Annotated in this window: 30 protein-coding genes and 1 pseudogene; 16 read left to right on the top strand and 15 right to left on the bottom strand. The window is 75.3% G+C overall.

Features of this window, described 5'->3' with window-relative positions; genetic code table 11:
- Positions 1–521 precede the first annotated feature (521 nt).
- Both QMQ26_RS08740 and QMQ26_RS08735 read right to left on the bottom strand, forming a co-directional pair.
- A complete protein-coding gene (locus QMQ26_RS08740; protein ID WP_282205317.1) occupies positions 522–749 on the bottom strand; it encodes a DUF397 domain-containing protein in 228 nt (75 codons plus the stop codon).
- A complete protein-coding gene (locus tag QMQ26_RS08735; RefSeq protein ID WP_282205316.1) occupies positions 746–1,501 on the bottom strand; it encodes a DUF5753 domain-containing protein in 756 nt (251 codons plus the stop codon). The genes QMQ26_RS08740 and QMQ26_RS08735 overlap by 4 nt, the downstream gene beginning before the upstream one ends.
- Before the next feature lie 197 nt (positions 1,502–1,698).
- Between QMQ26_RS08735 and QMQ26_RS08730 the strand changes: the two genes are divergently transcribed.
- Together QMQ26_RS08730 and QMQ26_RS08725 are read left to right on the top strand one after the other, a co-directional pair.
- A complete protein-coding gene (locus QMQ26_RS08730) occupies positions 1,699–1,950 on the top strand; it encodes a hypothetical protein (RefSeq protein WP_282205315.1) in 252 nt (83 codons plus the stop codon).
- A gap of 43 nt (positions 1,951–1,993) precedes the next feature.
- A complete protein-coding gene (locus QMQ26_RS08725) occupies positions 1,994–2,323 on the top strand; it encodes a hypothetical protein (RefSeq protein ID WP_282205314.1) in 330 nt (109 codons plus the stop codon).
- Between the two features lie 26 nt (positions 2,324–2,349).
- On the opposite strand, the gene QMQ26_RS08720 is transcribed toward QMQ26_RS08725, so the two are convergent.
- From QMQ26_RS08720 to QMQ26_RS08710, 3 genes are read right to left on the bottom strand one after another with little or no spacing between them, the layout of a single operon-like run.
- Positions 2,350–2,646 (bottom strand): multicopper oxidase domain-containing protein, encoded by a 297-nt coding sequence (locus QMQ26_RS08720; protein ID WP_282205313.1) that lies wholly within the window; start codon positions 2,644–2,646, stop codon positions 2,350–2,352.
- Positions 2,544–3,344 carry a cupredoxin domain-containing protein gene (locus QMQ26_RS08715; protein WP_282205312.1) on the bottom strand — a complete coding sequence of 267 codons (801 nt, stop codon included), beginning with the start codon at positions 3,342–3,344 and terminating at the stop codon, positions 2,544–2,546. Before QMQ26_RS08715 ends, QMQ26_RS08720 begins: the two co-directional genes overlap by 103 nt.
- Entirely contained in the window at positions 3,341–3,784 is a 444-nt protein-coding gene (locus QMQ26_RS08710) for a multicopper oxidase domain-containing protein (RefSeq protein ID WP_282205311.1), read from the bottom strand. Before QMQ26_RS08710 ends, QMQ26_RS08715 begins: the two co-directional genes overlap by 4 nt.
- 265 nt (positions 3,785–4,049) lie before the next feature.
- Here QMQ26_RS08710 and QMQ26_RS08705 point away from each other — a divergent pair, with 265 nt between their 5' ends.
- Complete coding sequence (locus QMQ26_RS08705) at positions 4,050–4,700, top strand: tetratricopeptide repeat protein (protein ID WP_282205310.1); 651 nt, start codon at positions 4,050–4,052, stop codon at positions 4,698–4,700.
- 61 nt (positions 4,701–4,761) lie between these two features.
- The gene (locus tag QMQ26_RS08700) at positions 4,762–5,283 is read left to right on the top strand and encodes a hypothetical protein (RefSeq protein ID WP_282205309.1); all 522 of its coding nucleotides are present in this window, start codon (positions 4,762–4,764) and stop codon (positions 5,281–5,283) included.
- Positions 5,284–5,322: 39 nt separating this feature from the next.
- On the opposite strand, the gene QMQ26_RS08695 is transcribed toward QMQ26_RS08700, so the two are convergent.
- The gene (locus QMQ26_RS08695) at positions 5,323–6,090 is read right to left on the bottom strand and encodes a TIGR03084 family metal-binding protein (protein ID WP_404814097.1); all 768 of its coding nucleotides are present in this window, start codon (positions 6,088–6,090) and stop codon (positions 5,323–5,325) included.
- 429 nt (positions 6,091–6,519) lie between these two features.
- Here QMQ26_RS08695 and QMQ26_RS37405 point away from each other — a divergent pair.
- Both QMQ26_RS37405 and QMQ26_RS37400 read left to right on the top strand, forming a co-directional pair.
- A pseudogene (locus tag QMQ26_RS37405) lies at positions 6,520–6,681 on the top strand (NAD(P)H-binding protein); the annotation flags it as partial.
- Between the two features lie 77 nt (positions 6,682–6,758).
- Positions 6,759–7,160 (top strand): NAD(P)-dependent oxidoreductase, encoded by a 402-nt coding sequence (locus QMQ26_RS37400; RefSeq protein ID WP_318552220.1) that lies wholly within the window; start codon positions 6,759–6,761, stop codon positions 7,158–7,160.
- On the opposite strand, the gene QMQ26_RS08685 is transcribed toward QMQ26_RS37400, so the two are convergent.
- Positions 7,144–7,599: a hypothetical protein gene (locus QMQ26_RS08685; RefSeq protein WP_282205307.1), complete on the bottom strand. Its 456-nt coding sequence runs from the start codon at positions 7,597–7,599 to the stop codon at positions 7,144–7,146. The two genes, QMQ26_RS37400 and QMQ26_RS08685, sit on opposite strands and share 17 nt — an antisense overlap.
- A gap of 189 nt (positions 7,600–7,788) precedes the next feature.
- Entirely contained in the window at positions 7,789–8,571 is a 783-nt protein-coding gene (locus tag QMQ26_RS08680; protein WP_282205306.1) for a dioxygenase family protein, read from the bottom strand.
- Positions 8,572–8,727: 156 nt separating this feature from the next.
- Here QMQ26_RS08680 and QMQ26_RS08675 point away from each other — a divergent pair, with 156 nt between their 5' ends.
- Complete coding sequence (locus tag QMQ26_RS08675; RefSeq protein ID WP_282205305.1) at positions 8,728–9,192, top strand: MarR family winged helix-turn-helix transcriptional regulator; 465 nt, start codon at positions 8,728–8,730, stop codon at positions 9,190–9,192.
- A 98-nt stretch (positions 9,193–9,290) separates the two neighbouring features.
- A complete protein-coding gene (locus tag QMQ26_RS08670) occupies positions 9,291–10,430 on the top strand; it encodes a Fic family protein (protein WP_282205304.1) in 1,140 nt (379 codons plus the stop codon).
- Positions 10,431–10,553: 123 nt separating this feature from the next.
- Here QMQ26_RS08670 and trxA read toward each other — a convergent pair whose 3' ends face one another.
- A complete protein-coding gene (gene trxA / locus QMQ26_RS08665; RefSeq protein ID WP_100835589.1) occupies positions 10,554–10,934 on the bottom strand; it encodes a thioredoxin in 381 nt (126 codons plus the stop codon).
- 275 nt (positions 10,935–11,209) lie between these two features.
- Here trxA and QMQ26_RS08660 point away from each other — a divergent pair, with 275 nt between their 5' ends.
- Both QMQ26_RS08660 and QMQ26_RS08655 read left to right on the top strand, forming a co-directional pair.
- Positions 11,210–11,374, top strand: coding sequence for a hypothetical protein (locus QMQ26_RS08660; RefSeq protein ID WP_159073028.1), 165 nt, complete (start codon positions 11,210–11,212; stop codon positions 11,372–11,374).
- A gap of 91 nt (positions 11,375–11,465) precedes the next feature.
- Complete coding sequence (locus QMQ26_RS08655; protein WP_199846948.1) at positions 11,466–11,753, top strand: DUF1876 domain-containing protein; 288 nt, start codon at positions 11,466–11,468, stop codon at positions 11,751–11,753.
- Positions 11,754–11,819: 66 nt separating this feature from the next.
- On the opposite strand, the gene QMQ26_RS08650 is transcribed toward QMQ26_RS08655, so the two are convergent.
- The gene (locus QMQ26_RS08650; RefSeq protein ID WP_282205303.1) at positions 11,820–13,025 is read right to left on the bottom strand and encodes an NAD(P)/FAD-dependent oxidoreductase; all 1,206 of its coding nucleotides are present in this window, start codon (positions 13,023–13,025) and stop codon (positions 11,820–11,822) included.
- A gap of 209 nt (positions 13,026–13,234) precedes the next feature.
- On the opposite strand from QMQ26_RS08650, the gene QMQ26_RS08645 reads away from it, so the two are divergent.
- Positions 13,235–14,017 carry a VOC family protein gene (locus QMQ26_RS08645; RefSeq protein ID WP_100835586.1) on the top strand — a complete coding sequence of 261 codons (783 nt, stop codon included), beginning with the start codon at positions 13,235–13,237 and terminating at the stop codon, positions 14,015–14,017.
- 24 nt (positions 14,018–14,041) lie between these two features.
- Here the strand turns inward: QMQ26_RS08645 and QMQ26_RS08640 are convergent, their stop codons facing one another.
- Both QMQ26_RS08640 and QMQ26_RS08635 read right to left on the bottom strand, forming a co-directional pair.
- Positions 14,042–14,827, bottom strand: coding sequence for a DUF2470 domain-containing protein (locus QMQ26_RS08640; protein WP_282205302.1), 786 nt, complete (start codon positions 14,825–14,827; stop codon positions 14,042–14,044).
- Between the two features lie 93 nt (positions 14,828–14,920).
- Positions 14,921–15,547: a TetR/AcrR family transcriptional regulator gene (locus tag QMQ26_RS08635; protein WP_100835585.1), complete on the bottom strand. Its 627-nt coding sequence runs from the start codon at positions 15,545–15,547 to the stop codon at positions 14,921–14,923.
- A 136-nt stretch (positions 15,548–15,683) separates the two neighbouring features.
- Here QMQ26_RS08635 and QMQ26_RS08630 point away from each other — a divergent pair, with 136 nt between their 5' ends.
- The 3 genes from QMQ26_RS08630 to QMQ26_RS08620 all read left to right on the top strand — a co-directional run bounded on the left by QMQ26_RS08630 (position 15,684) and on the right by QMQ26_RS08620 (position 18,231).
- Complete coding sequence (locus QMQ26_RS08630) at positions 15,684–16,439, top strand: SDR family oxidoreductase (protein WP_282205301.1); 756 nt, start codon at positions 15,684–15,686, stop codon at positions 16,437–16,439.
- A 104-nt stretch (positions 16,440–16,543) separates the two neighbouring features.
- A complete protein-coding gene (locus QMQ26_RS08625) occupies positions 16,544–17,275 on the top strand; it encodes an SDR family oxidoreductase (RefSeq protein WP_404814161.1) in 732 nt (243 codons plus the stop codon).
- Positions 17,275–18,231, top strand: a complete 957-nt coding sequence (locus QMQ26_RS08620; RefSeq protein WP_282205299.1) for an NADPH:quinone oxidoreductase family protein — start codon at positions 17,275–17,277, stop codon at positions 18,229–18,231. Before QMQ26_RS08625 ends, QMQ26_RS08620 begins: the two co-directional genes overlap by 1 nt.
- Before the next feature lie 50 nt (positions 18,232–18,281).
- Here the strand turns inward: QMQ26_RS08620 and QMQ26_RS08615 are convergent, their stop codons facing one another.
- From QMQ26_RS08615 to QMQ26_RS08605, 3 genes are all read right to left on the bottom strand, one after another.
- A complete protein-coding gene (locus QMQ26_RS08615) occupies positions 18,282–19,493 on the bottom strand; it encodes an acyl-CoA dehydrogenase family protein (RefSeq protein WP_282205298.1) in 1,212 nt (403 codons plus the stop codon).
- Positions 19,494–19,496: 3 nt separating this feature from the next.
- Positions 19,497–20,516, bottom strand: coding sequence for a phosphotransferase family protein (locus tag QMQ26_RS08610; RefSeq protein ID WP_282205297.1), 1,020 nt, complete (start codon positions 20,514–20,516; stop codon positions 19,497–19,499).
- A gap of 197 nt (positions 20,517–20,713) precedes the next feature.
- Complete coding sequence (locus QMQ26_RS08605; protein WP_282205296.1) at positions 20,714–21,637, bottom strand: hypothetical protein; 924 nt, start codon at positions 21,635–21,637, stop codon at positions 20,714–20,716.
- Between the two features lie 214 nt (positions 21,638–21,851).
- On the opposite strand from QMQ26_RS08605, the gene QMQ26_RS08600 reads away from it, so the two are divergent.
- Complete coding sequence (locus QMQ26_RS08600) at positions 21,852–22,910, top strand: ATP-binding cassette domain-containing protein (protein ID WP_282205295.1); 1,059 nt, start codon at positions 21,852–21,854, stop codon at positions 22,908–22,910.
- A 100-nt stretch (positions 22,911–23,010) separates the two neighbouring features.
- On the top strand, positions 23,011–23,712 hold the full coding sequence (locus QMQ26_RS08595; protein ID WP_404814096.1) for an ABC transporter permease: 702 nt from the start codon (positions 23,011–23,013) through the stop codon (positions 23,710–23,712).

Raw genomic sequence — 23,712 nt, 5'->3', positions numbered from 1 at the left:
GGCCTCGGCCGCCACCCCCTACCCCGCCAACCGCCCGCACAGCCAGGCCGCCTCCCCCGGCGTCCCCGCCAACCCGTCCCCGGCCAGCCGCCCCAACACCTCGACGGCCTGCGACAACGTCACCGGCCAGGCCGCACGCACCACCCGCAGCGCCGCACCCCGACCCGCCCCCGGATCGACCAACCGCACCACCACCGGCCCGTACCGCTCCAGCAGCGGCCCACGGACCCAGCCCGGCGCGTCCCCCTCCCCGAAACCCAGGCAGCCGCCGCCCCCGCACCCCGCACACCGCAACTCGGCGTCCCAGCACAGCCGCCCACCCCGAACGGACTGCCCCACCTCCCGCCACGCCCGCGCCCCACACCCGCACACCACCGCCACCTCCGCACCCCAGCCCCGCACCCCGGCTCCCTCCACCCGTACCGGTATCTTCCCCGCCGGGAACGCACCACCGAGGGCCGGCCCCGGCCGGGACGGCCGAAAGCCCCCTGCGGGAGGGGGCTCGGCGGGGCGGGGCGAGGTCAGATCGAGCCGAGCTCGCCCGCGCTGACGGCGGCGGTGAAGGCGTGCCAGGCGTCGACGGACACCAGGAGGGGTTCGCCGGTCGGGTTCTTGCTGTCGCGGATGGCGATTACGCCGTGGGAGGCGGCGTACGCCTCCGCGATCTCGACGCAGTTACCCTGGCCCTGCGGGTCGGAGTAGCTGGACTTCCGCCACTCGGTGAGGGACGGGCGGAACGCGGTGCTCATGCTAGGAGTTCCTCCATTGTGCATCGGAGCCACACCTTCGACTCCTTCGGTGACAGGGCTGCCCCCTGGAGATGATCGTAGGCCAGGGTGGCGGCCTGTACTTCGGCCGGGGACTCCAGGAGTTGACCCGTGCCGTACCCCTCCGCGTACACGGCGCGCGGCGCGTCGAGGAAGTCGAGCAGTGTGATCGAACTCGGCATTCCGTGGGCCCCGGCCGAGAACGGGAGCACCTGTACGGCGGCGTGAGGTCCGTCCGCCAGCCTCAGCACATGCTCGATCTGCCGTGCCATGACCGCCGGGCCGCCGACCTGCCGCCGGATGGCGTTCTCGTCCAGCACGACCCACATGAAAGGCGGGCTGTCGCCGTGCAGGATGGACTGCCGCGCAGCTCGGGTGGACCAGACGCGCTCGATCTCCTCGGAGTCGGCGCGCGGCAGCCCCAGCCGGAGCGCGGCCAGACCGTACTCCTCGGTCTGCCACAGGCCGGGGAAAAAGCTGGCAGCGTACTCCCACACCTGGGAGGCGAGCGGTTCGAGTTCCATGAACCGGCGCGACCAGTCCGGGAAAGCCTCCAAATAGGAGAGCTTGTACAGGTGTCCGAAAATCCCCCCGGCGTCGAAGAATTCGTCGAGTTCCTTCGGCAGCTCGCGCGGAATCGGGCGAACGGCCGTTTCCACGTCGGCAAGGACCGTCTTGGCGTGCATGAGTTCTGCGGCCAGGTCCACGAGCGAGAGCCCCCGCTCCTTGCGCATCCGGCGGAGGTGAAATCCGAACAAGTCACGTACTGAGCGCTCCGGGTGGAGCGTCCTCTCCTGGGCTGCCATGGCTCCCCAATCTCCGCATTCCGCATGCGGACGTGCCCCGCCTTCTCAGCCTAGCGCCGAACAGTGACGCTTGGAGTGCGGAAAGTGACCCTCGCCGAGGGCAATTGCACGATGGAGCAACGATCATGACGATCACTCAGCATCAGCCGGACGATCCGACGGCGGGCGACCTGTCCGGCGAACCCCCCTTCTCTTCCTCGAAGTTGACGATCCGGGTCTACCGAGTGCGGGACGACGGCACCCGGGCGCAGGTCTCGTACCGCACGTGCGACGAGGCGTTCTGCCTGCCCCTGGTCTCGGCGCTGATCTGGCCGCCCTGCGGGTGCCCGCGCTGCGTCGTCAGCGCCGCCACCGACGGGGCGCCGGACGCGGCCTGAACGCCCTTGCCGGACACGCGGAACGAGACATCGGAGGAAGCACGTGCGGTACACCGGCGAGTCGTCGGCGGGGGACGACGTCCCGGAGGAGGACGAGGAGGCCCGGGTCCGGGCGTGGGAGATCGCCGAGCGGTTGGCCCGGGCCGGTGGCGGGGAGGCGCGGTTGACCGGGACCGGGAGCTGTTACCGGGTCGAACTGCGCCTGAACGGCCCCGCGCCGGACGAGTACGGGGTGCTGGAGGCCCTTGCGCTGGGCGACCGTTGGGGGCACCGGTACTCGTCCCCGGCGCGCAACGGCGGTGTCGCGCGGGAGACCGTGTGGAGCGAGGTGCAGCGGGTGCGGCCCGCGTCCCCGCCGCCGGGGCGAGGCTGAGGCGGGCGCGGCCCTCGCGGGGTGGTTCACGGTTCGACGTACGACACGGCCTGCATCATGCCGAGGTCCTCGTGGTGCAGTTGGTGGCAGTGGGCGAGGGCGTGGCCGGTGAAGTCCTCGTAGCGGACCAGGAAGGTCACCTCGTCGCCGGGGTGTCCGCCGGCCAGGCCGACGGTGTCGTGCCAGACCGGCGGGTCGAGGCGGACGCCGTTGCGGTGGGTCACCAGGAACGGGTTGGTGTGCAGGTGGAAGGGGTGGTTGAAGCCGGGGGAGGTCTCGCCGGTGCGGACCGTCCAGCGTTCGGTGCGGCCCAGCGGCAGCACGTGGTTGACGTAGCCGGGGTCGTACAGGCCGTACGCGGGTCGCGGCGCAGGTCGCCGCCGGGGTGCGCGGGCGGGGTCGGGTGGCTGCCCAGGATGCGGAAGGCGTCCGGGAACGGCTGCGGGAGGACGCCGGGGTCGGCGTGGAAGACCACCTCCCGGCCGGGGCCGGTGGCCTCCCGCTCGTCGAGAAAGGGGCGGCCCGGCGGCAGCGCGGTCGGCAGGCCCATCGGCGGGTCGACCGGCTCGCCCGCGACCTCGACGGTCAGCAGCGGCTGTCCCACCCGCGCCGCGCGCAGCTCGTACCGCCCGGGCGCCCCGCCCCGGACCAGGACGTCCACCCGGTTGCCCATCGCCAGCTCCACCGTCCGCGCGGCCACCGGCGCGGGCAGTGTCACCCCGTCCTGGGCGATCCGGTGCATGGTCAACGTGCCGTTCTCGCCGACGAGTTGCAGGGTGAGCGCGGTGAACGCGGTGGCCCCGACCAGCCGCCACCGCTGCACCTCGCCCGGCCGCAGCGCCAGCACCGGGCCGACCGCGCCGTTGACGGTGAACACCGACGGCACCCCGGACAGCCAGGTGTTCGAGGTGAACGCGGGCACCCGCCCGTCGCGCAGCTTCAGTTCGTTGACGCAGACCACCAGGTCCGCGGCGGTTCGGACCTCCGGCACCTCGTCGACGTCGCCCTCCACCACGATCACCCCCGCCAGGCCCCCGCGAGCTGCTCGGCGGTGGAACCGTGCAGGTGCGGGTGGTACCAGTACGTCCCGGCAGGGTGGTCGGCCGGGACGTGCACGACGCTGGTGTAGCGCGGCTCCGGATCGCCCTCGGCGGCGCGCGGCGCGAACTCCCGCAGCACGTTGTCGGCGTGCCCGGACGGGGAGACGTGCATCCCGTGGGTGTGCAGGTTGAAGCTGTTGGGGCGGTGCGGCATCCGCGCGCCGTGGGCGCGGGCGTCCCCGGTGCCGGGCGCGGCCGGGTTCGGCGGCAGCCCGTTGACGTGGGTGAGCAGCAGGGTGTCCCCGGCTCGCACCCGCAGCGTCGGGCCAGGCAGCGCCCCGTTGTAGGCGCGGGTGGTGATCCGCCCGTGGCCCGGCACGTCGATCCCGGCGAACCGGACGTCCAGCACCTGCTCCAGCACCGACGGCACCCGTCCCGGCGTCGGCCGCCGGTACGCCGTCACGGGCTGCGGAAAGCCCCCCGCTGTCGCCGCGCCCGCTGCCGCCGCCCGTGCCCCGCCGCCCGCCACCGCCGTGAGACCGGCGACGGCGGCCGTCCTGAGCACCGTCCGCCGACTGATCCCGTCACTGTCTCCCATAACCCGGCAATCTAGGACAAAGCACCCCAGCTGCCCCGGCCGCCGCACCGTACGGCCGCCGTTCGAACATCGTTGCTACGATCGGCCCATGACCATGGACGCGCGGATCGAGAAAGCCCAACTCCGCTACGAACAGGCCGTGTTCGGTGGCAGGGCTGACGTCCTGTCAGCGGCCGACCGGGACCTCGACGCCGTCGAGGCCGACCTCGCGCTGGCCCGCGGCCGGGTGGCCCACGCCCGCTTCCTGGAACAGCGGGTCCCGGACGAGCGGGAACTGGAGCTGTTCGAACGCGCGGCCGGGCTGTACCGGGCCCTCGGCGACACCCGCGGCGAGGGCGAGGCCCGGTTCTGGATCGGCGCCTTCCACCAGGTCGTCCGGGACGACACCGCCACCGCCCTGCCCGCCTTCGAACACGCCCTCGCCCTCGCCACCGCCGCCGGGGACCGGCTGACCGTCTCCTACGCCCGCCGCCACCTCGGCATCGCCGCCCACCTGTCCGGCCGGCTCGACGAGGCCCGCACCCACCTGGAGGAATCCACCCGCCTGCGCCGCGAGTTGGGCTTCCTCCCCGGCGTCGCCGCGAACCTCGTCGGCCTGGCCCACCTCGCCGCCCGGCAGGGCCGCCCGGACGACGCCGCCGCCCACCTCCGGGAAGCCGCCGACCTCACCGACGCCCCCGCCGCCCGCGGCGTCCGCCGCTGGGTGAACCAGGCGCGCGCGGAACTCGCCACCGAGTAGCGGCCGGTGGGCCGCCGGCGGCGTAGGGGGCGGCGGGAGAGCGGTTGCCCCGGTCGGTAGGGTGCGGACGGACCAGAGGAGAAGCACGCCCAGCCCCCGCGCCACCGCACTCGCCCTCGGTGCGACCACCTTGCTCGCCCTCGCGGGCTGCACCGGCACCAGCGCCACCACGGCCGCCACGGCTCCCGCCACCGCCGCCGCCACCACGACCGCCGCTGCCGCTGCCACCGGGTCCCCCGGCGCCGCGTGCGGGGCGGCGCCCAGCCCGACCCAGAGCCGGCTCGGCGGCTGGTCGACGTCGCTGCCGGAGGAGATCCGCTGCCTGCCGCACGTCGCCGACGGCTCCTACCTGCGCCGGCCCTCCGGCTCGGACGACGTCCCGGGGCAGGGGAACGCCGTCACGATCGACGTCGAGCCCGGCACCGCCCGCGCGCAGGCCCTGGACCTGTGCCGGCGCGTCACCGCGCTCGGCTACGGCCTCGACGGCCCGAACGGGGTGGTCCTCCTCCAGGTCCGCGGCGACGAGGAGACCGGCTCGTACGTCTCGATGCCCGGCCAGGAACCCTGCTTCCTGCGCCGCTGACCCGCGCACCCCGCTGACCTGCTCACCTCGCCGACGCGCTCACCCCCGCCGGGGCGGACGCCCCTCGCCGGGCGGCCCGGCGAACGCCTGGGCGATCGGCAGCCAGGCCCGGGCGGCCTCGCCCCGCGCGGTCAGCGCCAGGTCGTCGCGGTGGCGGCGCTGGGTGACCAGCAGGCAGAAGTCCAGCGCCGGGCCGCTCACCCGGTCGGCCGCGTCCGCCGCGCCCCAGCACCACGACTCGCCGCCGGGGGAGCGCAGGTCGAACCGGAACGGGACGTCCGGCGCGGGCCGCCCGTGCGCGGCGAACGCGAAGCCGACGGTCCGGACCCCCAGGTGCGCGACGTGCCGCAGCCGGTCGGTCGGGACGCGCTCCACCCCGAGCGCGTCCGCGACGTCCTGCCCGTGCGCCCAGGTCTCCATCAGCCGCGCCGTCAGCATCGACCGCGCCTTCATCGGCGGCCCGAACCACGGCACCCGCACGTCCGGCGGCACCTCCGCCAGCGCCGCCGCCACCTCCGCCCGCCCCGCCCGCCAGCGCTCCAGCAGCGCCGCCGGGTCCTCCCCGACCCCCTCGGCGGCCCCCCGGTCCACCGCCGCCGCCCCGTCCGCGAACTCCCGCCCCAGCGCCGCCGCGAACCCCGCCGGGTCCCGCACCGCCAGCAGCGTCCACCGGTCCGTCCAGGCCAGGTGCGCCACCTGGTGCGCCACCGTCCACCCCGCCGCCGGCGTCTCCGCCGCGAACCCGGCGGGCCCCAACCCGCCCACCAGCGCCTCCAGTTCCGCCCCCTCCACGATCAGATCCGCCACCAGCCGGTCCACCCGCCCCACCCCTTCCCGCCCGACAACCCGACAACCCGACCCCCCACCCCTACCCCCGAACCCCACCCCGCCACCACCCCACCGAGTCCCACCCGGTCCCGCCGAGGCCCCGCCCGGTGGCAGCCTCCCGGGTCTTCGCTCCGCGCCCCCGGCCCCGCGCAGCGGCGTCCGTGTCCCTGGCTTCGCGGCGGCCTTCCACGTCTTCACTCCCCATCCCGCGCCCCCGGGCCCCGCGCAGCGGTCCTCCGCCTTCCCTTCGTCCGGTGGCAGCCTCCCGGGTCCTCGTTCCGCGCCCCCGGCCCCGCGCAGCGGTCCTCCGCCTTCCCCTCGCCCGGTGGCAGCCTCCCAGGCCCCCGACCGATCACATGGTCTGATGAAACGTCGGATTCGCGGTGCGGAGAGCGAGGCTGGTCGGGCATGCAGATCGCGGTCATCGGGGCGAACGGCGGGATCGGTCGGTGCGTGGTGACCGAGGCGCTGGCCCGGGGCCACCGGGTGACCGCGGTGGTGCGGCGGCCGGAGGAGTACCAGGGGCTGGCGATCAGGGTGGAGCGCGGGGACGTGCTGGACCCGGCGGACGTCGCGCGGGTCGCGCAGGGGCAGGAGGCGGTGGTGAGCGCGGTCGGCGGCGGGGACGGCCCGGGCCGGGGCGGCTGGTGGAGCCGGCCGCGCACGCGCTGGTCGCGGGGCTGCGGCAGCTCGCGGACGCGGCCCCGCGCCTGCTGGTGGTCGGCAGCGCGGGCAGCCTCACCGCCGGGTCCGGCGCGCCGCTCTGGGACGACCCGTTCGTGCCGCCGCGCCAGTTCGAGCTGATGCGCGCCCACGGCCGGGCGCTGGACTACCTGCGCACCGTCCGCGACCTGGACTGGACGGTGCTCAGCCCGCCGCAGAGCCTGCTCCCGGGCGAGCGCACCGGCCGCTACCGCTCCGGCACCGACGCCCTGGTGACGGCCCCGGACGGCCTGTCCACCGTCTCGCTGCCGGACCTCGCGGTCGCCCTGGTCGACGAGCTCGAACGCCCCGCCCACCGCGGCGAGCGCTTCACCTGCGGCTACTGACCACCGGCCGGGCCCCTGCCGGTCCCGCCCACCCGCCGCCGGACGGCGCGCCACCGGACGGCGCGCCCACGCAGAGGCTGCGCTGCGGCCCGCGGTGCGCGCCGGCGTCCTGGAGGACGGCGCACTGGAACGCCCCGATCAGGAGCGCCGAGGGCAGCGCCACGAACAGCAGGCCGCGCCCGGCGCTGATCGGCCGGCTGGTCTCCCGCAGCGTCCGGTGGGCCAGCCGGACCGCCCAGACCACTGCGGCCAGGTTGAGCAGCAGCCCGGTCCAGGCCAGCAGCATGGCGTACGAGGGGACGCCGGGGCCGCTCAGGCAGTGCCTCAGCAGCTCCTGGACGTTCCCCTCGGCGTGCAGGGCCGGCCAGCTGCCGGCCCAGCCGACGGCCATCGCGGCCAGGCAGTACCTGGCCCGGCCCGGGCATCCCGCTCCCGCCATCCCGTCCGTCCTCCCGTTCCGCGGTCCGGCGGTCGCCGGTCCGGCCACGGTCGACCGGCCACGGCCCACCAGCCGCGCCGGACCGGTCCACGGCCCACCGGTCTCCGATCGCCGTCCCGGGTGCATTCTGCCGAACGGGGCGGAAAGGACGCGTAAGGACCAGCCGTGGCGCGGGAGGGCGGGGTCCGGTCAGCCGAGCTGGATCGACCGCTTGGCCAGGCCCATCCAGAAGCCGTCGATGACGCTGCGCTGCTCGCCGAGGTCGGCCTCGCCGGCCCCGAGGGTGACGAAGAGCGGGGCGAAGTGCTCGGTGCGGGGGTGGGCGAGCCGTCCGGCGGGGGCCTTGTGCTCGAAGTCGAGCAGTGCGTCGAGGTCGCGGGCGTCCAGGGCGCGGCGGCCCCAGTCGTCGAACTCGGCCATCACGGAGGTGATCCGGCCGTCGGGGGAGAGGGCGCGCAGGTTGTGGGTGAAGAAGCCGGAGCCGACGATCAGCACGCCCTCGTCGCGCAGCGGGGCGAGCTTGCGGCCGATCTCCATGAGCCGCCGCGGGTCCAGGGTGGGCAGCGAGACCTGGAGGACGGGGATGTCCGCGTCGGGGTACATCTCGACCAGCGGGACGTACGCGCCGTGGTCCAGCCCGCGGTCCGGCACGTCCTGCACGGGGGTGCCGGGGGCGCGCAGCAGCTTGCGGACGGACTCGGCGAGCTCGGGCGCGCCGGGGGCGGCGTACCGGACCCGGTAGTAGTGCTCGGGGAAGCCCCAGAAGTCGTACACCAGCGGGAGGGTGCGCACCGCGCCGATCGCCAGCGGGGCCTCCTCCCAGTGCGCCGAGACCATCAGGATCGCCTTGGGGCGGGGCAGGTCGGCGGACCAGGCGGCGAGTTCGCCGGGCCAGACCGGGTCGTCGGCGAGCGGGGGCGCGCCGTGCGAGAGGTAGAGCGCGGGCATGCGCTCGGTGGTGGGGGTGCTCATGGGTCCGTCCTCCTGCTGCCGGGGCCGCGCTGCCGTTCGCCGTCGGCGGTGCGGTGCGGAACCGGGTGGTCCCGCACCGTGTAGTTCAAATTTGAACCTTGCGCTCCCAAGGTACACCCGAGTTCGAATTTGAACAACCGGAGTAGACTGCGGGGCATGGACGATCCCCGCTGGCTCAACGAGACCGAGATGGCCGCCTGGCGCGGGTTCGTCGCCGCCACCAACCTGGTCGCCCGCCGACTGGAGCGCCAGCTCAAGGAGGACGCGGGGCTCTCCCACACCCAGTACGAGATCCTGGTGCAGCTCTCCGCCGCCCCCGGCGGCTCGCTCCGGATGACCGACCTGGCCGACCGCCTGGTCACCTCCAAGAGCGGCCTCACCTACCAGGTCACCCAACTGGAGAAGGCCGGACTGGTCGGCCGCCGCTCCTGTCCCAGCGACGTCCGCGGCGTCTTCGCCGAAATCACCGACCAGGGCTGGACCGCCCTGCGGGCCGCCGCCCCGGGCCACGTCGCCGCCGTCCGCGAAGCACTCATCGACGTCCTCGCCCCGGACCAGCTCACCGCCCTGGCCGACATCCTCCACACCGTCAGCGACCGCCTGCGCGCCGCCGACTCCTGAACCCCGGCTCCCGGTCCCGAGTCGGGCGGTCGTCCTCGATCGACCCGGGCTACCGATGCTTTGTTGACGCCGTCACACCGTCATGGTGTCATCTCCTCATGCTCTACAAGACGCCCGTGCTGCGTGACGTCGACGAAGCCGTCCTCGCCGAGATCGACGACATGCGCGGGCGGCTGCGACTGCACCTGCGCACCTCCCGCCGCTGGGAGGGCCAACTGCGGCGCAACCTCACCGCCCGGGCGATCGCCGGGTCGAACACGATCGAGGGCTACGCGGCGAGCGTCTCGGACGTCGAGGACATCATGGTCGGAGAGGCTCCGATCGAGGCGAACGACACCGTCGCCGCCGAGATCGAGGGCTACCGGCAGGCGATGACCTACATCCAGCGGCTGGCCGAAGCCGGGGACGACTTCTCCTTCAGCAAGGAACTGCTCAACGCCCTGCACTTCATGATGCAGGGCCACCACCTGCTCAAGCGCCCGGGCTGGTGGCGCACCGGCCCGGTCTACGTCACTTCGGCGGAGGACCCCACCATCGCCGCCTACACCGCGCCCGACGCCGACTCGGTCCCCGCGCTCACGGCGGAGTTGGTCGCCTGGCTCAACGAGGGTGACCTGGACCGGCCGGGGCTGGTCCGGGCCTCGATGGCCCACCTCAACCTGGTCGCGATCCACCCCTGGGCAGACGGCAACGGCCGGATGTCCCGGGCGCTGCACACTCTGGTGCTGGCCCGGGAAGGCGTGGTGGCGCCGGAGTTCTCCAGCATCGAGGAGTGGCTGGGCCGGGCCCGCAACACCTACCGTTACTACGACGTCCTCGCCGAGGTCGGCGGACCGGTGTGGACTCCGGAACGCGACACCCTGGTCTGGATCCGCTTCTGCCTGCGGGCCCACCACCAACAGGCCCAAGCCGTCGAACGGCAGGTGGAGACCACCCGTGAAGTCTGGACCACCCTGGACGACGTCATCGAGCGGCGCGGCTGGCCCGACCGCATGCTCTACGCCCTCTACCCGGCGGCCATGGGCAACCGGGTCCGCCGAGCCACCTACCAGGCGGACGCCGACCTGAGCGAGCAGCAGGCCCAGCGCGACATCCGCGAACTCGTCCGGGCCGGCTGGCTCACCGCGAAGGGCGAGGCCCAGGGGCGCTACTACACCGCGGGCACCGACCTGCCCGAAGAGATCACCAGCGGGGCGCGCCGCCCCCGGCCGCTGCGCGAGCCCTACCAGGAGAACTGATCCGGCCGGCCTCGGCGGGACAGGAGGCACCCGGACGCACGGTAGGGGCCTCCGGAGGCGTGGGCGCTCCGGGGCCCCTGTGCAGGTCCTCGGTGGTGCGGGGGAACCGCCGTGCGGGGGCGGTCAGTTCTGGTCGGCCTTCTGGGCCGCGACGCCGGCGTGGACCTCGGTCATGTCGAGCTTCCGGGCCTGGCCGATCAGGTCCTCCAGGGCGGCTTCGGGGAGCGCGCCGGGCTGGGCGAAGACCAGGACGCCCTCGCGGATGATCGCGAGGGTCGGAATCGACCGGATGTCGAACGCCGCGGCGAGCTCCTGCTGGGCCTCGGTGTCGACCTTCGCGAAGGTGAGGTCCGCGTGCTTGTCCGACGCCCGCTCGAAGACCGGTGCGAACTGGCGGCACGGGCCGCACCAGGCCGCCCAGAAATCGATCAGGACGAACGCCTTGCCGTCCTCGCCCTGGACCACCTCGTCGAAGTTGTCCTTGGTCAATTCCACCGTGCTCATCGTCGCCACCTGCCTCTCGCCGTCCTGGCCCCGCCGATCGGGTCCGTCGCCCCGCACAACTCCACTGCCTGCGGAACTATTCCGAGCACCGGAGGAGGGAGAAAGGGGGACGGGGGAGGGGGTGCGGCGCTGGCGCCCGGGCCGCACCCCCGTCACGGTTATCGACACCGGGCGCCCCGGACTTGAGGGTCGGGGGCGGTGCGGCGGCACACTGGAGGTGAGGAGGCCACGCGGGCCCGGGGAGCTGCCCGCCGCGGGGCGCGTGGACAGTGGCGATGAACCGGATTCCCCTGCTCTGCCCGCGCTGCGGCCGACCGCAGCAGATCATCCACCCCGACGACCCCGGCCACCCGGTGCGCGTGGTGCACACCGACACCGGCCGCGAGGAGTGCGCGCCCGAGGCGCCGGACGGCCCGGCCCCCGCGGAACCCCTGCCGTGACGGGCTCCCCTGGCCGGTCCGGTCCGCCCGGCGCACCCTGGAAGGACCGGACCGGTTCGAACACCCCGTACCCACCCGGGAGGTGGCGGCCATGATGAGGACCCTGGTCGGATGGCACATCGAGATGGAGTTCCAGGAGGACGGCGACCGCACCAAGGCGGCCGCGCTGGTCCGCCTCTCCGACGGCACCGAGCTGCGCGGGCACGGCTTCTCCACCCGGCACCACGACGACAGCCCGCAACTGCGGGTCGGCGAGGAGGTCGCCGGGGCCCGCGCGCTCAACGACCTCGCCATGCAGCTGCTCACCAAGGCGCACGAGGAGGTCAGCCGGCCGACCGCCGACCCGATGGCCCCGCTGATGTGGCGCGAGGTGACCTGAGACGACGTGCGACGGCGCGAGGTGACCTGAGGCGGGCCCCGGGCCGCCCGTGACGACCCGGCCGGGTCAGAGCTCGGCCAGCGGCACCGCCGGGTCGGCCAGCCGCTCCGGGTCCACCGGCCGCCCGGAGCGGACCAGTTCGCGGATCGGGTCGGTGACGTCCCAGACGTTGACGTTCATGCCCGCCAGCACCTTCCCGCCGGAGAGCCAGAACGCGATGAACTCCCGCCCGGCCACGTCGCCCCGGAACACCACCCGGTCGTAGCCGCCGGGCTCCGCGTAGCCGGTGTACTCCATGCCCAGGTCGTACTGGTCGGTGAAGAAGTACGGGACGCGGTCGTACACCGCGGACTTGCCGAGCATCGAGGCGGCGGCCACCGCGGGCTGGTGGAGCGCGTTCGCCCAGTGCTCGACCCGGATCGGCCGGCCGAACAGCGGGTGGAAGGCGTTGGCCACGTCGCCCGCCGCGAACACGTCGGGGTGCGAGGTGGCCAGGTGCTGGTCGGTGCGCACGCCGTCGTCGACGGTCAGCCCGGCGTTCTCGGCCAGCGCCGTGTTCGGGCTGACGCCGACGCCGACCAGCAGCACGTCCGCCGGGACGGTGCCGCCGTCGCCGAGCCGGACGCCGTCCGCGCGCAGCTCCGCGACCTCCACGCCCAGCCGCAGGTCGACGCCGTGCGCCCGGTGCAGGTCGGCGAAGACCTGCGCGGCCTCCCGGCCCAGCACCCGCAGCAGCGGCAGTTCGGCGGCCTCCAGCACGGTGACCTCGGCCCCGGCGGTGCGGGCCGCGGCGGCGGCCTCCAGGCCGATCCAGCCCGCGCCGACCACCACCACCCGGGCCCCGGGGCGGAATACGGCCTTCAGTCCCTCGCTGTCGCCGATCCGGCGCAGCGTCCGCACGAAGTTCCCGTCGCCGCCCGGCACCGGCAGCGTGCGCGGGGCCGAACCGGTGGCCAGCAGCAGCTTGGAGAACGGCAGCCGCTCGCCGCCCTCCAGCGTGACGGTGTGCCCGGCCGGGTCGATCCCGGTGGCCGCGGTGCCCAGCCGCAGCGTCACCCCGTGCCGCTCGTACCAGTCGGCGGGGTGGACGTAGGCCTTCTCCTTCTCCTCCTTGCCGAGCAGGTACCCCTTGGACAGCGGCGGCCGCTCGTACGGCCGCTCGGACTCGTCGCCGACCAGGGTGACCGGCCCCTGGTAGCCCTCCGCGCGCAGCGCCTCGGCGGCCTTCGCCCCGGCCAGGCTCGCCCCGACGATCACGATCCCGGTGTCCATGCCCACGTCCTTCCCGCAGTGGTGTTCCCGTGCCCCCGTCCTGCCCGACCTTGGCACCGGCACGCGTCCGACCGGGGGACCCGCGCCGGTCGGCCCGGTGCGGCGGCCGGGATTCGCCCGCGAGGCGGACCACGATCCGGCGGGGCCGTCGGCCTAGGCTGGGCGGGTCCGGCCGTCCGGCCGGCGGAGCGGCGAAGGGAGCCCGCGGGATGGTGGAGCGAACGGCCACGGTGCGCTGCGTGCCCGCGGTGCCGTGCTGGGTCGGCCTGACGGTCCGGGACCTGCCGGCCGCGCGGGACTTCTACGGGCCGCTGCTGGGCTGGGAGTTCGCCCCCGGGCCGGACCGCTGGGGCAGCTACCTGCGCGCGCTGGCCGACGGCGTCGAGGTCGCCGGGCTGAGCGAGCTCGGCACCGCCTGGGAGCGCCCGGTCGCCTGGACCACCTACTTCGGCATCGAGAGCGCCGACCGGGCCGCCGACGGCGTCCGCGAGCGCGGCGGCACCCTCGCGGTCGGCCCGCTCGCCTTCGACGCCGGCCGGGTCGCGCTGGCCGCCGACCCGTTCGGCGCGACCTTCGGCATCTGGGAGGGCGAGCCCGTCGACCTCCGGCCCGGCGACACCCCCTGGGCCACCCGGCCCGGCGCCCCCGCCTGGATCGAGCTGCGCACCGCCGACCCGTTCGCCGCCGCGCTGTTCTACGGCGAGGTGTTCCGCTGGGACGACCGCGACCCGGCGCACTTCGAGGTCCGCTACGAGCACGAGCGGGTGGTGCTGCGCTCCGAGGGCCGCAGCGTCGCCGCGCTGCGCGCCGCGCGGGACCTCTCCCCGCACTGGGAGGTGTTCTTCTCGGTCGCCGACACCGACGCCGCCGCCCGCCGGGCCGTCGACCTCGGCGGCCGGGTGCTGGACGGCCCGGCCGACTCCCCGTACGGCCGGGTGGCCCGGCTCGCGGACGCCGAGGGCGGGCGCTTCTCGGTCCTCGGCCCCGGTTAGGCCCTGTCCGCCGGGCCCCGGGCGTCAGTCGCCCTGGCCGCCGTGCAGGACCGGGGCGAACAGGCGGTGCATCGCCTCCGGCAGCTCCTCCGGGTGGGCGACGGGGCGGTGGAACTCGAAGCGGGCGTCCAGGGCGCTGCCGGCGCCGAGCAGGCGCACCCGCAGGCCGCGCCGGTCCAGGGCGACCGGGCGGACCTCGCGCAGCCGGTCGGCGGGGTGCCAGCCGGTCGGCGGGCCGTCGGGGCGGTCCAGGGCGCGGGCGCCGAGTTCGCGCAGCTGGTCGGTGTGGGCGGCGGCCAGGTGCTGGAGCAGGCAGGCTTCCTCGGCGGCCACCGGGTCGGGCTCGGCGGCGGCCAGCCCGTCCGGGTCGAGGCAGCACTCGGAGCCCCACAGGTCGTCCAGCGCCAGGTGGTCGGGCTCCAGCCGGAGCAGCACGCCGGCCTCGCCGCGGTGCCCGTGGCGGGGGAACAGCGCGGCCGGGTCCTCGCCGGGGGAGCGGGAGAGCAGGCCCTGGACCTGGAGGCGGCCGCGGATGCGGTGCGGGACGGCGACGGGGGCCACGTCCACGCAGTCGAGTTCGGCGGTGAGCGGGTCGCGGGCCAGCGCGGTGATCCGGTGCAGGGCCGACTCGCGGCCGACCAGCACGGCCACCGATCCGTCCGGCCGCAGCGCGCAGGCGACCTGCGGGGGCAGGCCGGGACGGGCGGTGAGGTCGGCGCCGCGGACGTCCAGCACGGCGGAGGAGGCGAACTCCAGCAGGGTGCGGGCGCGTTCGTGGGCGGTCGGGCGGCGGTCGGGCTGGGGCAGCACGGGGAGCCTCCTTGGCGATTAGGTAAGGCTAACCTAATCGCCGGGAGGGTGGGAGGTCCAGTGGCGCGCGGCCGGTCGCCGATCCGGTCGGCCTCAGTCGCCGATCCGGTCGGCCGGCGCGCCCAGCATCCGCAGCACCAGCTGCCCGTAGCGCCGCCCCAGCTCCTCGGGGGACTCGCTGCTGCGCTCGGTGTACCAGCGCGAGACGTCGATGCCCAGTGAGGTGACCGCGCGGGCCGCGGTGCGCTGGTCCGGGACGCGGAACAGGCCCCGCGCCACCCCGTCCGCGATGATCCGCAGCACCGCCTCCTCGATCCGGATGCGCAGCTCGGCGACGGCCGCGAAGTCCTCCTCGGGCAGCGCGTGCAGCTCGTGGTTGACGATCCGGCCGACGGTGTGGCCGCGGGCGTGCCAGACCGTGAAGGACTCCGCCAGCGCCCGCATCCGCTCCACCGGGTCGGACCCGGCGGCCTCGGCCCGCTCCACCAGCTCCAGGGTGGCCCGGTGGCCGGTGCGGGAGATCTCGGCGAGCAGCGCCGCCTTCGACGGGTAGTGGATGTACAGCGCGGCCGGGCTCATCCCGGCGGCGGTGGCGATGTCCCGGGTGGTGGTGGCGTGGTAGCCGCGGCGGGCGAAGGAGTCCACGGCGGCCAGCAGCAGCCGCCGGGCGGCCTCGGTGCGCTCCCCGGGCCAGAGTGCGGCGGTCGCTGGGTCGGTCATGGGGGTCATCCTCCCAGACGGTCGGGCGCGGGTCGGCGGGTCGGGCTGTTGACAGTGTCGCCCGCCGCCAAGATGCTAAGCAAGCGCTTAGTCAACGCGGGGGCCCGGAGCACCCGCAGATCCGAGAGGTACGGCGATGACAGTGTCGTTCGAGGGCAAGGTGGCCGTGGTCACCGGCGCGAGCCGGGGCATCGGGTTCGGCATCGCGCGGGAACTGGTCCGGCGCGGGGCCAAGGTCTGCCTCACCGCCCGCACCAAGGAGACCCTGGACGAGGCCGTCCAGGCCCTCGGCGGGCCCGCGCACGCGATCGCGGTCGCCGGGAAGTCCGACGACGCCGCGCACCAGGAGGAGACCGTCGCCACCGTCCTGGACACCTACGGCCGCCTCGACCTGCTGGTCAACAACACCGGCATCAACCCCGTCTACGGACCGGTCCTGGACACCGACCCCGCCGCCGCGGCCAAGATCCTCGCCGTCAACGTGCTCGCCCCGCTGGCCTGGACCCGCCGCGCCCACGCCGCCTGGATGGCCGAGCACGGCGGCGCGGTCGTCAACGTCGCCTCCATCGCCGGCCTCCGCGCCTCCCACGGCATCGGCATGTACGGGGTCTCCAAGGCCGCGCTGATCCGCCTCACCATGGAACTCGCCTCCGAGCTCGGCCCCGGCGTCCGGATCAACGCCGTCGCCCCCGCCGTGGTCAAGACCAAGTTCGCCGAGGCGCTCTACGAGGGCCGGGAGGAGAAGGTCGCCCGCGCCTACCCGCTCGGCCGCCTCGGCCTGCCCGAGGACGTGGCCGGCGCCGTCTGCTTCCTGCTCTCCGAGGACGCCGGCTGGATCACCGGCCAGACCCTGGTCGTCGACGGCGGCGTCACCCTCGGTGGCGGGCTGTGACCGGCCTCGCGGCGACCGGCCCCGACGCGACCGGCCTCGCGGCGACCGGCCCCGGCGCGGAGTTCGAGGGCGTCGGCGCGGTCGTCACCGGCGCCGGGCACGGCATCGGTGCGGCCCTCGCCCGGGCGCTGGCCGCCGCCGGCGCCCGGGTGGTGGTCAACGACCTCGACGCCGACGCCGCCCGCGCCGTCGCCGCCGAGACCGGCGGGCACGCCGTCCCCGGCGACGCGGCGAGCGAGGACGGCGTCGCCGCCCTGATCGACGCCGCCCGCGCCCACCTCGGCGCCGTCGACCTGTACTGCGCCAACGCGGGCGTCGCCACCACCGGCGGCCCCGACGCCACCCCCGACGCCTGGGAGACGGCCTGGCAGGTCAACGTGCTCGGCCACGTCCGGGCCAGCCGCCTGCTGCTGCCCGACTGGCTGGAGCGCGGCACCGGCCGCTTCCTGGCCACCGTCTCCGCCGCCGGACTGCTCACCATGCTCGGCTCCGCCCCGTACGCCGTCACCAAGCACGGCGCGCTCGCCTACGCCGAGTGGCTGTCCGCGACCTACCGGCACCGCGGCGTCCGGGTGCACGCGCTCTGCCCGCAGGGGGTGCGCACCCGGATGCTGGACGGCACCGGCACCCACGGGCAGGTGCTGCTCCGGCCCACCGCGATCGAACCCGCCGAGGCCGCCGCGGCCGCCCTGCGCGGCATGGCGGCCGGGGAGTTCCTGATCCTGCCGCACCCGGAGACCGCCGACCACTACGCGGCCCGCGCCACCACCCCCGACCGCTGGCTGCACGGCATGAACCGGCTCCAGCAGCAGATCGAGACCCTCCAGGAGAACTGATGCGAGCCTGGCAGATCGCCGAACTCGGCGCGCCTCGCGACGTGATGAAGCTGGTCGAGGACGCCGACCCGCCCGTCCCCGGCCCCGGCCAGCTCCTGGTCAAGGTCCGGGCCGCGGCCGTCAACTTCCCCGACGCGCTGATGGCCGCCGGGCTCTACCAGGTCCGCCCGCCGCTGCCGTTCACCCCCGGCGTGGAACTCTGCGGCGAGGTCGCCGAGGGCCCGCGCGCCGGCGAACGCCTGATCGGCACCGCCGAGTTGCCCGCCGGGGCGTTCGCCGAGCAGGCCCTGATGAACGCCGCCACCGCGCTGCCCGCCCCCGGCCACCTGGACGACGCCGAGGCCGCCTCCTTCCACATCGCCTACCAGACCGCCTGGTTCGCCCTGCACCGCCGCGCCCGCCTGGCCCCCGACGAGACCCTGCTGGTGCACGCCGCGGCGGGTGGCGTCGGCAGCGCCGCCGTCCAACTCGGCAAGGCCGCCGGGGCGTTCGTCATCGCCGTGGTCGGCGGGCCGGAGAAGGCCGCGGTGGCGAGGGAGTTGGGTGCCGACCTGGTCGTCGACCGCCGCGCCGGGGACTTCGTCGCCGCCGTCAAGGACGCCACCGGCGGGCGCGGCGCGGACGTGGTCTTCGACCCGGTCGGCGGCCCCGCCTTCACCGGCTCCACCCGGTGCATCGCCTTCGAGGGCCGAATCGTGCTGGTCGGCTTCGCCTCCGGCGAGATCCCCGCCCCGGCCCTCGGCCACGCCCTGGTCAAGAACTACTCGCTGCTCGGCCTGCACTGGGGCCGCTACGTCACCGAGGACCCCGCCGCCGTCCGGGACTGCCACGCCGCGCTCACCGCCCTGGCCCCCCGCCCGCTGGTCTCCGCCCGACTCCCGCTGGACGCCGCCGCCACCGCCGTCCACGACGTCGCCTCCGGCACCACCACGGGCCGCCTCGCGATCGTCCCCTGACGGGGCCCCGGGGCGGGGGCCCCGTCATTGTTCCTCCGACTCCCCTGTCCTCAGCGGTACTTCCTCAGCTCGCGGCGGGCGAGCGAGCGCTTGTGGACCTCGTCCGGGCCGTCGGCCAGGCGGAGGGTGCGGTTGCCGGACCAGAGCTGGGCGAGCGGGGTGTCCTGGCTGACGCCGGCCGCGCCGTGCGCCTGGACGGCCTTGTCGAGAATCCACTCGACGGTGGACGGGACGGCGATCTTGATCGCCTGGATCTCGGTGTGGGCGCCGCGGTTGCCGACGGTGTCCATCAGCCAGGCGGTCTTCAGGACCAGCAGCCGGGCCTGCTCGATGCGGACCCGGGCCTCGGCGATCCAGTCCTGGACGACGCCCTGGTCGGCGAGCGGACGGCCGAAGGCGACCCGGGAGCTGACCCGGCGGCAGGTGAGTTCGAGGGCGCGTTCGGCGATCCCGAGGGCGCGCATGCAGTGGTGGATGCGGCCGGGCCCGAGCCGGGCCTGGGCGATGGCGAAGCCGCCGCCCTCCTCGCCGATCAGGTTCGCGGCGGGCACCCGGACGTCCTCGAACAGGATCTCGGCGTGGCCGCCGTGGTCGGTGTCCTCGTAGCCGAACACCCGCATGCCGCGCAGCACCCGCACGCCCGGGGTGTCGCGCGGGACGAGGACCATCGACTGCTGGCGGCGGGTCTCGGCGGCGGGGTCGGTCTTGCCCATCACGATGAAGATCCCGCAGTCCGGGTTCATCGCCCCGGTGATGTACCACTTGCGGCCGTTGACGACGTACTCGTCGCCGTCGCGCTCGATCCGGGTGGTGATGTTGGTGGCGTCCGAGGAGGCCACGTCCGGCTCGGTCATCGCGAAGGCGGAGCGCGTGGTGCCGTCGAGCAGCGGTCGCAGCCAGCGTTCGCGCTGCTCGGGGGAGCCGAACTGGGCGAGCAGCTCCATGTTGCCGGTGTCGGGGGCCGCGCAGTTGAGCGCGGGCGGGGCCAACAGGATGGAGCGGCCGGTGAGTTCGGCCAGCGGTGCGTACTGGAGGTTGGTCAGCCCGGCGCCCAGTTCCCCGGGCAGGAACAGGTTCCACAGGCCGCGGGACTTCGCGGCGGCCCGCAACTCGCCGATCACCGGCGGGATCGACCACGGTTCGCGCTCCGGGTCGTCGAGCTGCCCGGCCAGCACCGGTTCGGCGGGGTAGACGAACTCGTCCATGAAGGAGCCGAGTTCACCGAGCAGCTCGGTCGTCCTGGCGTCGTACCCGAAATCCATTCCTCAGCCCTCCAGCGATTCGAGCCCGAACTCCACGAACAGCGGCACGAGTTCGCCGACCCGGTCGAAGCCCGCGCCGACGGTGCCGCCCTGGGTGTAGCGGAAGTGGATGCCCTCCAGCACGACCGCCAGCTTGAACGAGGCGAAGGCGACGTACCAGCCGAGCCCGGCGACGTCCCGGCCGGAGCCCTCCGCGTAGCGGCGGACCAGCTCGGCGGTGGACGGGAAGCCGGGGGCGAGGGCCGCGCCGGGGAGCAACCCGTCGAAGCGGCGGGCCAGTTCGGTGTACATCACCAGCAGGCCCAGGTCTGTGAGCGGGTCGCCGACGGTGGACATCTCCCAGTCCAGGACGGCGGCGATCCGGTCCTCGCCGTCCACCAGGACGTTGTCCAGCCGGTAGTCGCCGTGCACCAGCGCCGGGGCGGGAGAGACCGGCAGGGTCTCGGCGAGGCGCCGGTGCAGCTCGTCCGCGCCCGGCACCTCGCGGCTCCGGGAGGCGTCCAACTGCTTCCCCCAGCGCCGCAGTTGGCGCTCCAGGAAGCCCTCGGGGCGGCCGAAGCCGGCCAGGCCCGCGGCGTCCGGGTCCAGCGCGTGCAGGGCGACCAGGGTCTCCACCAGCCGCACGCCCAGGGCGTGCACCCGGTTCTCGCCGAGCGCGGCCAGCGCCTTCGCGTCCCGGTGCGCGGTGCCGGGCACGTACTCCATCAGGTAGAACGGCGCGCCGATCACCCCGGTGTCCTCGACCAGCAGCACCGGCCGCGGCACCGGCACCGCCGTCCCGGCCAGCGCGCCCAGCACCCGGTACTCGCGGGCCATGTCGTGCGCGGTGGCCAGCACGTGCCCGAGCGGCGGACGGCGCAGCACCCAGCGGGAGGCGCCGTCCTCGACCAGGTACGTCAGGTTGGACCGCCCGCCCTCGAACAGCCGCGCCGTGAGCGGCCCCGCGACGGGCGCCGGCAGCGCGGTGTCCAGGTGGGCGCGCAGCCTCTCCAGGTCCAGTCCGGGCGGAGCAGCGGTGGTCATCGGGGCACCTCGCAGGGGTCGGGGCGTACTGACTAAGCGCTTGCTTAGGATCGGCCCGGCGGCGACACTTGTCAACGAGCGACCGCGGGACCGGCTACGGTCGCGGTCGCGGAGCCGGTCGAGGAGTCGGTCGCGGAGCCGGTCGCGAAACGCCCGCCCGGAACGGCGTCCCGGGCGGGCGTTTCGCGACCGCGGGCTCAGCCCGGCTGCGACCCCGCCCCGCCCGCCGGGGCACCGCCACCGGCCGGATCGCCACCGGCGGGGGCGGCTCCGGAGCCGTCGGCCGGGGCCTGGGCGGTCGGAGCGGGTGTCTGCGCGGCCGGGGTCTGGGCGCCCGGGTCCGCCGGGGGTGTCGTCGGTGACGCCGTCGGTGACGCCGTCGGGTCGGTGGTCGCGTCCGGTGCGGGCGTGGCCCCCGCGCCGGCGCTTGCCCCCGCGCTCGCGCTCGCGCTGGCCCCCGCGCTCGCGCTCGCGCCCGGGCTCGGGACCGCGCCGCCCGCGCCGCGCAGCGTGGCGATGTCGACGCCGACCGGGTCGCCCAGCGAGGTGACGGCGTAGAAGGGGCCCTGCGGGCCCGCCACCGTGTGCCCGGCGGTCTCGCCCGGCCCGTGGTCGCCGGTGTAGCGGTACAGCGGGTGGCCCTTGTACAGCACCTGGGCCGTCCCGTCCGGCAGCGCCGCCGCGCCCAGCAGCCCGTCGTCCACGCCGGGCCCGGCCGACGGGAAGCCCGGGGTGGTCACCGGCGGCCAGGACTTCGCGCACTCGTCCAGGCAGGTCGCGTGCACCGAGGTGTCGGCACCGTACAGGTACAGGGTGCGGCCCTGGTCGTCCACCAGGATCGGGCCCAGGCTGCCCACCCCGGCCAGCGCCACCCGGGTGCCCGCCGTGGTGGCGAACGCCGACACCGACGGGCCCGCGTCGGCGGCCGGCACCGCGGTGGCGGGCGAGGACTCGGCGGCCGGCGGGGCGCTCGGGTCCGAGGACGCCGAGCACCCCGCGACCGGGAGGACGGACAGCGACAGCACCACGGCCACGGCGGCCCAGCGGGTGCGGCACCTGCGGCAGGCGGGGCGGCGGGTACGGGACAGCGGGGCGGCGGCAGCACGGCGGGTACGGGGCATCGGGGCTCCAGGGGACGGCGCGGCACTGGAGACCATCCACCCCCGCCGGCCGCCGCCCGGCCACTCCAGAGCCGGGTCGCTCCGCACCAGGAGGGACCCCGTTGCCCCGGAAGGCCCACCCCGGGGCCCGTCCCCCGCCCGCCCCCGCGCCCGATTCGCCCCTCGCCCGGGCAGGCGGACACTGGAGGGGTACCACTCGCCCGAGGGGGCGCCCATGACCACCCAGTCGGCCGGAACCGGCAGTACCGGCAGTACCGGCGACACCGGCGGCACCGGCGGCACCGGCAGCGCGATCCGGGTCCAGGGGCTCGGCAAGCGCTTCAAGGACTTCGTCGCCCTGGACGGCGTCGACTTCGCCGTCCCGCCCGGCACCGTGTTCGGCCTGCTCGGGCCGAACGGCGCGGGCAAGACCACCACGATCCGCATCCTGACCACCATCATCCGGCCCACCTCCGGCCGTGCCGAGGTGCTCGGCACCGACGTGGCCGCCCACCCGGCCGCCGTCCGCCGCCTGATCGGACTCGCCGGGCAGTACGCCGCCGTCGACCCCAACCTGACCGCCCGGGAGAACCTCCGCCTGATCGGCCGCCTCACCCAGCTGCCCCGCCACCGCCGCGACCCGCGTGCCGCCGACCTGCTGGCCCGCTTCGACCTCGAACGGGCCGCCGACCGACCGGTGCGCACCTACTCCGGCGGGATGCGCCGCCGGCTCGACGTGGCCGCCGCACTCGTCCCCGAACCGCCCGTGCTGTTCCTCGACGAGCCCACCACCGGCCTCGACCCGCAGAGCCGCACCGCGCTCTGGGAGCTGATCCGCGAACTCGTCGCCGAGGGCACCACCGTCCTGCTCACCACCCAGTACCTGGAGGAGGCCGACCGGCTCGCCCAGCGGGTCGCCGTCCTCGCCGAGGGGCGGGTGGTCGCCGACGACAGCCCGCACAACCTCAAGTCCCGCCTCGGCACGACCGTCCTCGAACTCGGCATGGGCGAGGACCCGCGCGCCACCCGCGCCGCCGCCCTGCTCACCGACCGCCTCCGGTACACCCCCGAACGCGACGGCGCGGTGCTGCGCCTGCCCAGCGCGGACGGCTCGCTGCTGCTGATGGACGTCCTGCACGCGCTCGAATCCGAACGGCTCACCCCGCGCACCATCGCCGTCCGCGAGTCCAGCCTCGACGACGTCTACCTCGCCCTCACCGGCCACCGCACCGGGACCGGCCCGCCCGCCGCGCCCCCCGCCGCATCCTCCGCCGCAGGAGACCCGCCGTCATGACCGTCGCCGCCCCCTGGAACCGCCGCTGCTCGACCGCCTGCTCGCCCCCGTCCGGGACGGGCTGGCCGTCGCCGGGCGCAACCTGATCGCGCTGCGCCGGGTGCCGCGGCTGCTGATCTTCTCGACCGTGCAGCCGATCGTCTTCGTGCTGATGTTCCGGTACGTGTTCGGCGGGGTGGTCGGCGCGGTCCTGCACGGCGTCTCGTACGTCGACTACCTGATGCCCGGGGTGTTCGTGCAGGTCGTCACGTTCGGCGCGGTCAACACCGCGATCGGCCTGGCCGGCGACCTGCAGACCGGGCTGATGGAGCGCTTCCGCTCGCTGCCGATGGCCCGCTCCGCGGTGCTCTCCGGGCGGACCACCGCCGACCTGGCCCGGAACGTGTTCGTGGTCGCGCTGATGACCGGCGTCGGCTTCCTGGTCGGCTTCCGGATCCACAACGGCGTCCTGGCGTTCCTGGCCGGCGCGCTGCTGGTGCTGGCCTTCGGGCTCGCGATGTCCTGGGTCTTCGCCGTCGTCGGCCTGGCCGTCGGCGACCCGGAGACCGCGACCGCCGCCGCCTTCCCCGTCCTGGCCCCGCTGGTCTTCGCCTCCTCCGCGTTCGTCCCGACCTCGACCATGCCCGGCTGGCTCCAGGTCTTCGCCAACCACCAGCCCGTCACCGTCACCGCCGGGGCCGTCCGCGCCCTGATGGTCGGCGGCCCGCTCGGCACCCAGGTCTGGCAGGCCCTCGCCTGGGACGCCGGGATCATCGCCGTGTTCGCCCCGCTCGGCGTCTGGCTCTACCGCCGGGCGGTCTGA

The organism is Kitasatospora fiedleri, assembly GCF_948472415.1.
GTDB classification, from domain to species: Bacteria; Actinomycetota; Actinomycetes; order Streptomycetales; family Streptomycetaceae; genus Kitasatospora; species Kitasatospora fiedleri.
The sequence above is the reverse complement of the archived record's forward strand: the minus strand, read 5'-3'. Positions and strand labels throughout refer to the sequence as shown.

Bases quoted from the DNA above. Each gene is read 5' to 3' on its own strand.
- QMQ26_RS08740 (WP_282205317.1), bottom strand. From the start codon at position 749: ATGAGCACCGCGTTCCGCCCGTCCCTCACCGAGTGGCGGAAGTCCAGC.
- trxA (WP_100835589.1), bottom strand. From the start codon at position 10,934: ATGAGCACGGTGGAATTGACCAAGGACAACTTCGACGAGGTGGTCCAG.
- QMQ26_RS08675 (WP_282205305.1), top strand. From the start codon at position 8,728: ATGGACGATCCCCGCTGGCTCAACGAGACCGAGATGGCCGCCTGGCGC.
- QMQ26_RS08635 (WP_100835585.1), bottom strand. From the start codon at position 15,547: ATGACCGACCCAGCGACCGCCGCACTCTGGCCCGGGGAGCGCACCGAG.
- QMQ26_RS08705 (WP_282205310.1), top strand. From the start codon at position 4,050: ATGACCATGGACGCGCGGATCGAGAAAGCCCAACTCCGCTACGAACAG.
- QMQ26_RS08610 (WP_282205297.1), bottom strand. From the start codon at position 20,516: ATGACCACCGCTGCTCCGCCCGGACTGGACCTGGAGAGGCTGCGCGCC.
- QMQ26_RS08615 (WP_282205298.1), bottom strand. From the start codon at position 19,493: ATGGATTTCGGGTACGACGCCAGGACGACCGAGCTGCTCGGTGAACTC.
- QMQ26_RS08600 (WP_282205295.1), top strand. From the start codon at position 21,852: ATGACCACCCAGTCGGCCGGAACCGGCAGTACCGGCAGTACCGGCGAC.
- QMQ26_RS08630 (WP_282205301.1), top strand. From the start codon at position 15,684: ATGACAGTGTCGTTCGAGGGCAAGGTGGCCGTGGTCACCGGCGCGAGC.
- QMQ26_RS08645 (WP_100835586.1), top strand. From the start codon at position 13,235: ATGGTGGAGCGAACGGCCACGGTGCGCTGCGTGCCCGCGGTGCCGTGC.
- QMQ26_RS08660 (WP_159073028.1), top strand. From the start codon at position 11,210: ATGAACCGGATTCCCCTGCTCTGCCCGCGCTGCGGCCGACCGCAGCAG.
- QMQ26_RS08670 (WP_282205304.1), top strand. From the start codon at position 9,291: ATGCTCTACAAGACGCCCGTGCTGCGTGACGTCGACGAAGCCGTCCTC.
- QMQ26_RS08685 (WP_282205307.1), bottom strand. From the start codon at position 7,599: ATGGCGGGAGCGGGATGCCCGGGCCGGGCCAGGTACTGCCTGGCCGCG.
- QMQ26_RS08655 (WP_199846948.1), top strand. From the start codon at position 11,466: ATGATGAGGACCCTGGTCGGATGGCACATCGAGATGGAGTTCCAGGAG.
- QMQ26_RS08605 (WP_282205296.1), bottom strand. From the start codon at position 21,637: ATGCCCCGTACCCGCCGTGCTGCCGCCGCCCCGCTGTCCCGTACCCGC.
- QMQ26_RS08680 (WP_282205306.1), bottom strand. From the start codon at position 8,571: ATGAGCACCCCCACCACCGAGCGCATGCCCGCGCTCTACCTCTCGCAC.
- QMQ26_RS08730 (WP_282205315.1), top strand. From the start codon at position 1,699: ATGACGATCACTCAGCATCAGCCGGACGATCCGACGGCGGGCGACCTG.
- QMQ26_RS08620 (WP_282205299.1), top strand. From the start codon at position 17,275: ATGCGAGCCTGGCAGATCGCCGAACTCGGCGCGCCTCGCGACGTGATG.
- QMQ26_RS08735 (WP_282205316.1), bottom strand. From the start codon at position 1,501: ATGCGCAAGGAGCGGGGGCTCTCGCTCGTGGACCTGGCCGCAGAACTC.
- QMQ26_RS08650 (WP_282205303.1), bottom strand. From the start codon at position 13,025: ATGGACACCGGGATCGTGATCGTCGGGGCGAGCCTGGCCGGGGCGAAG.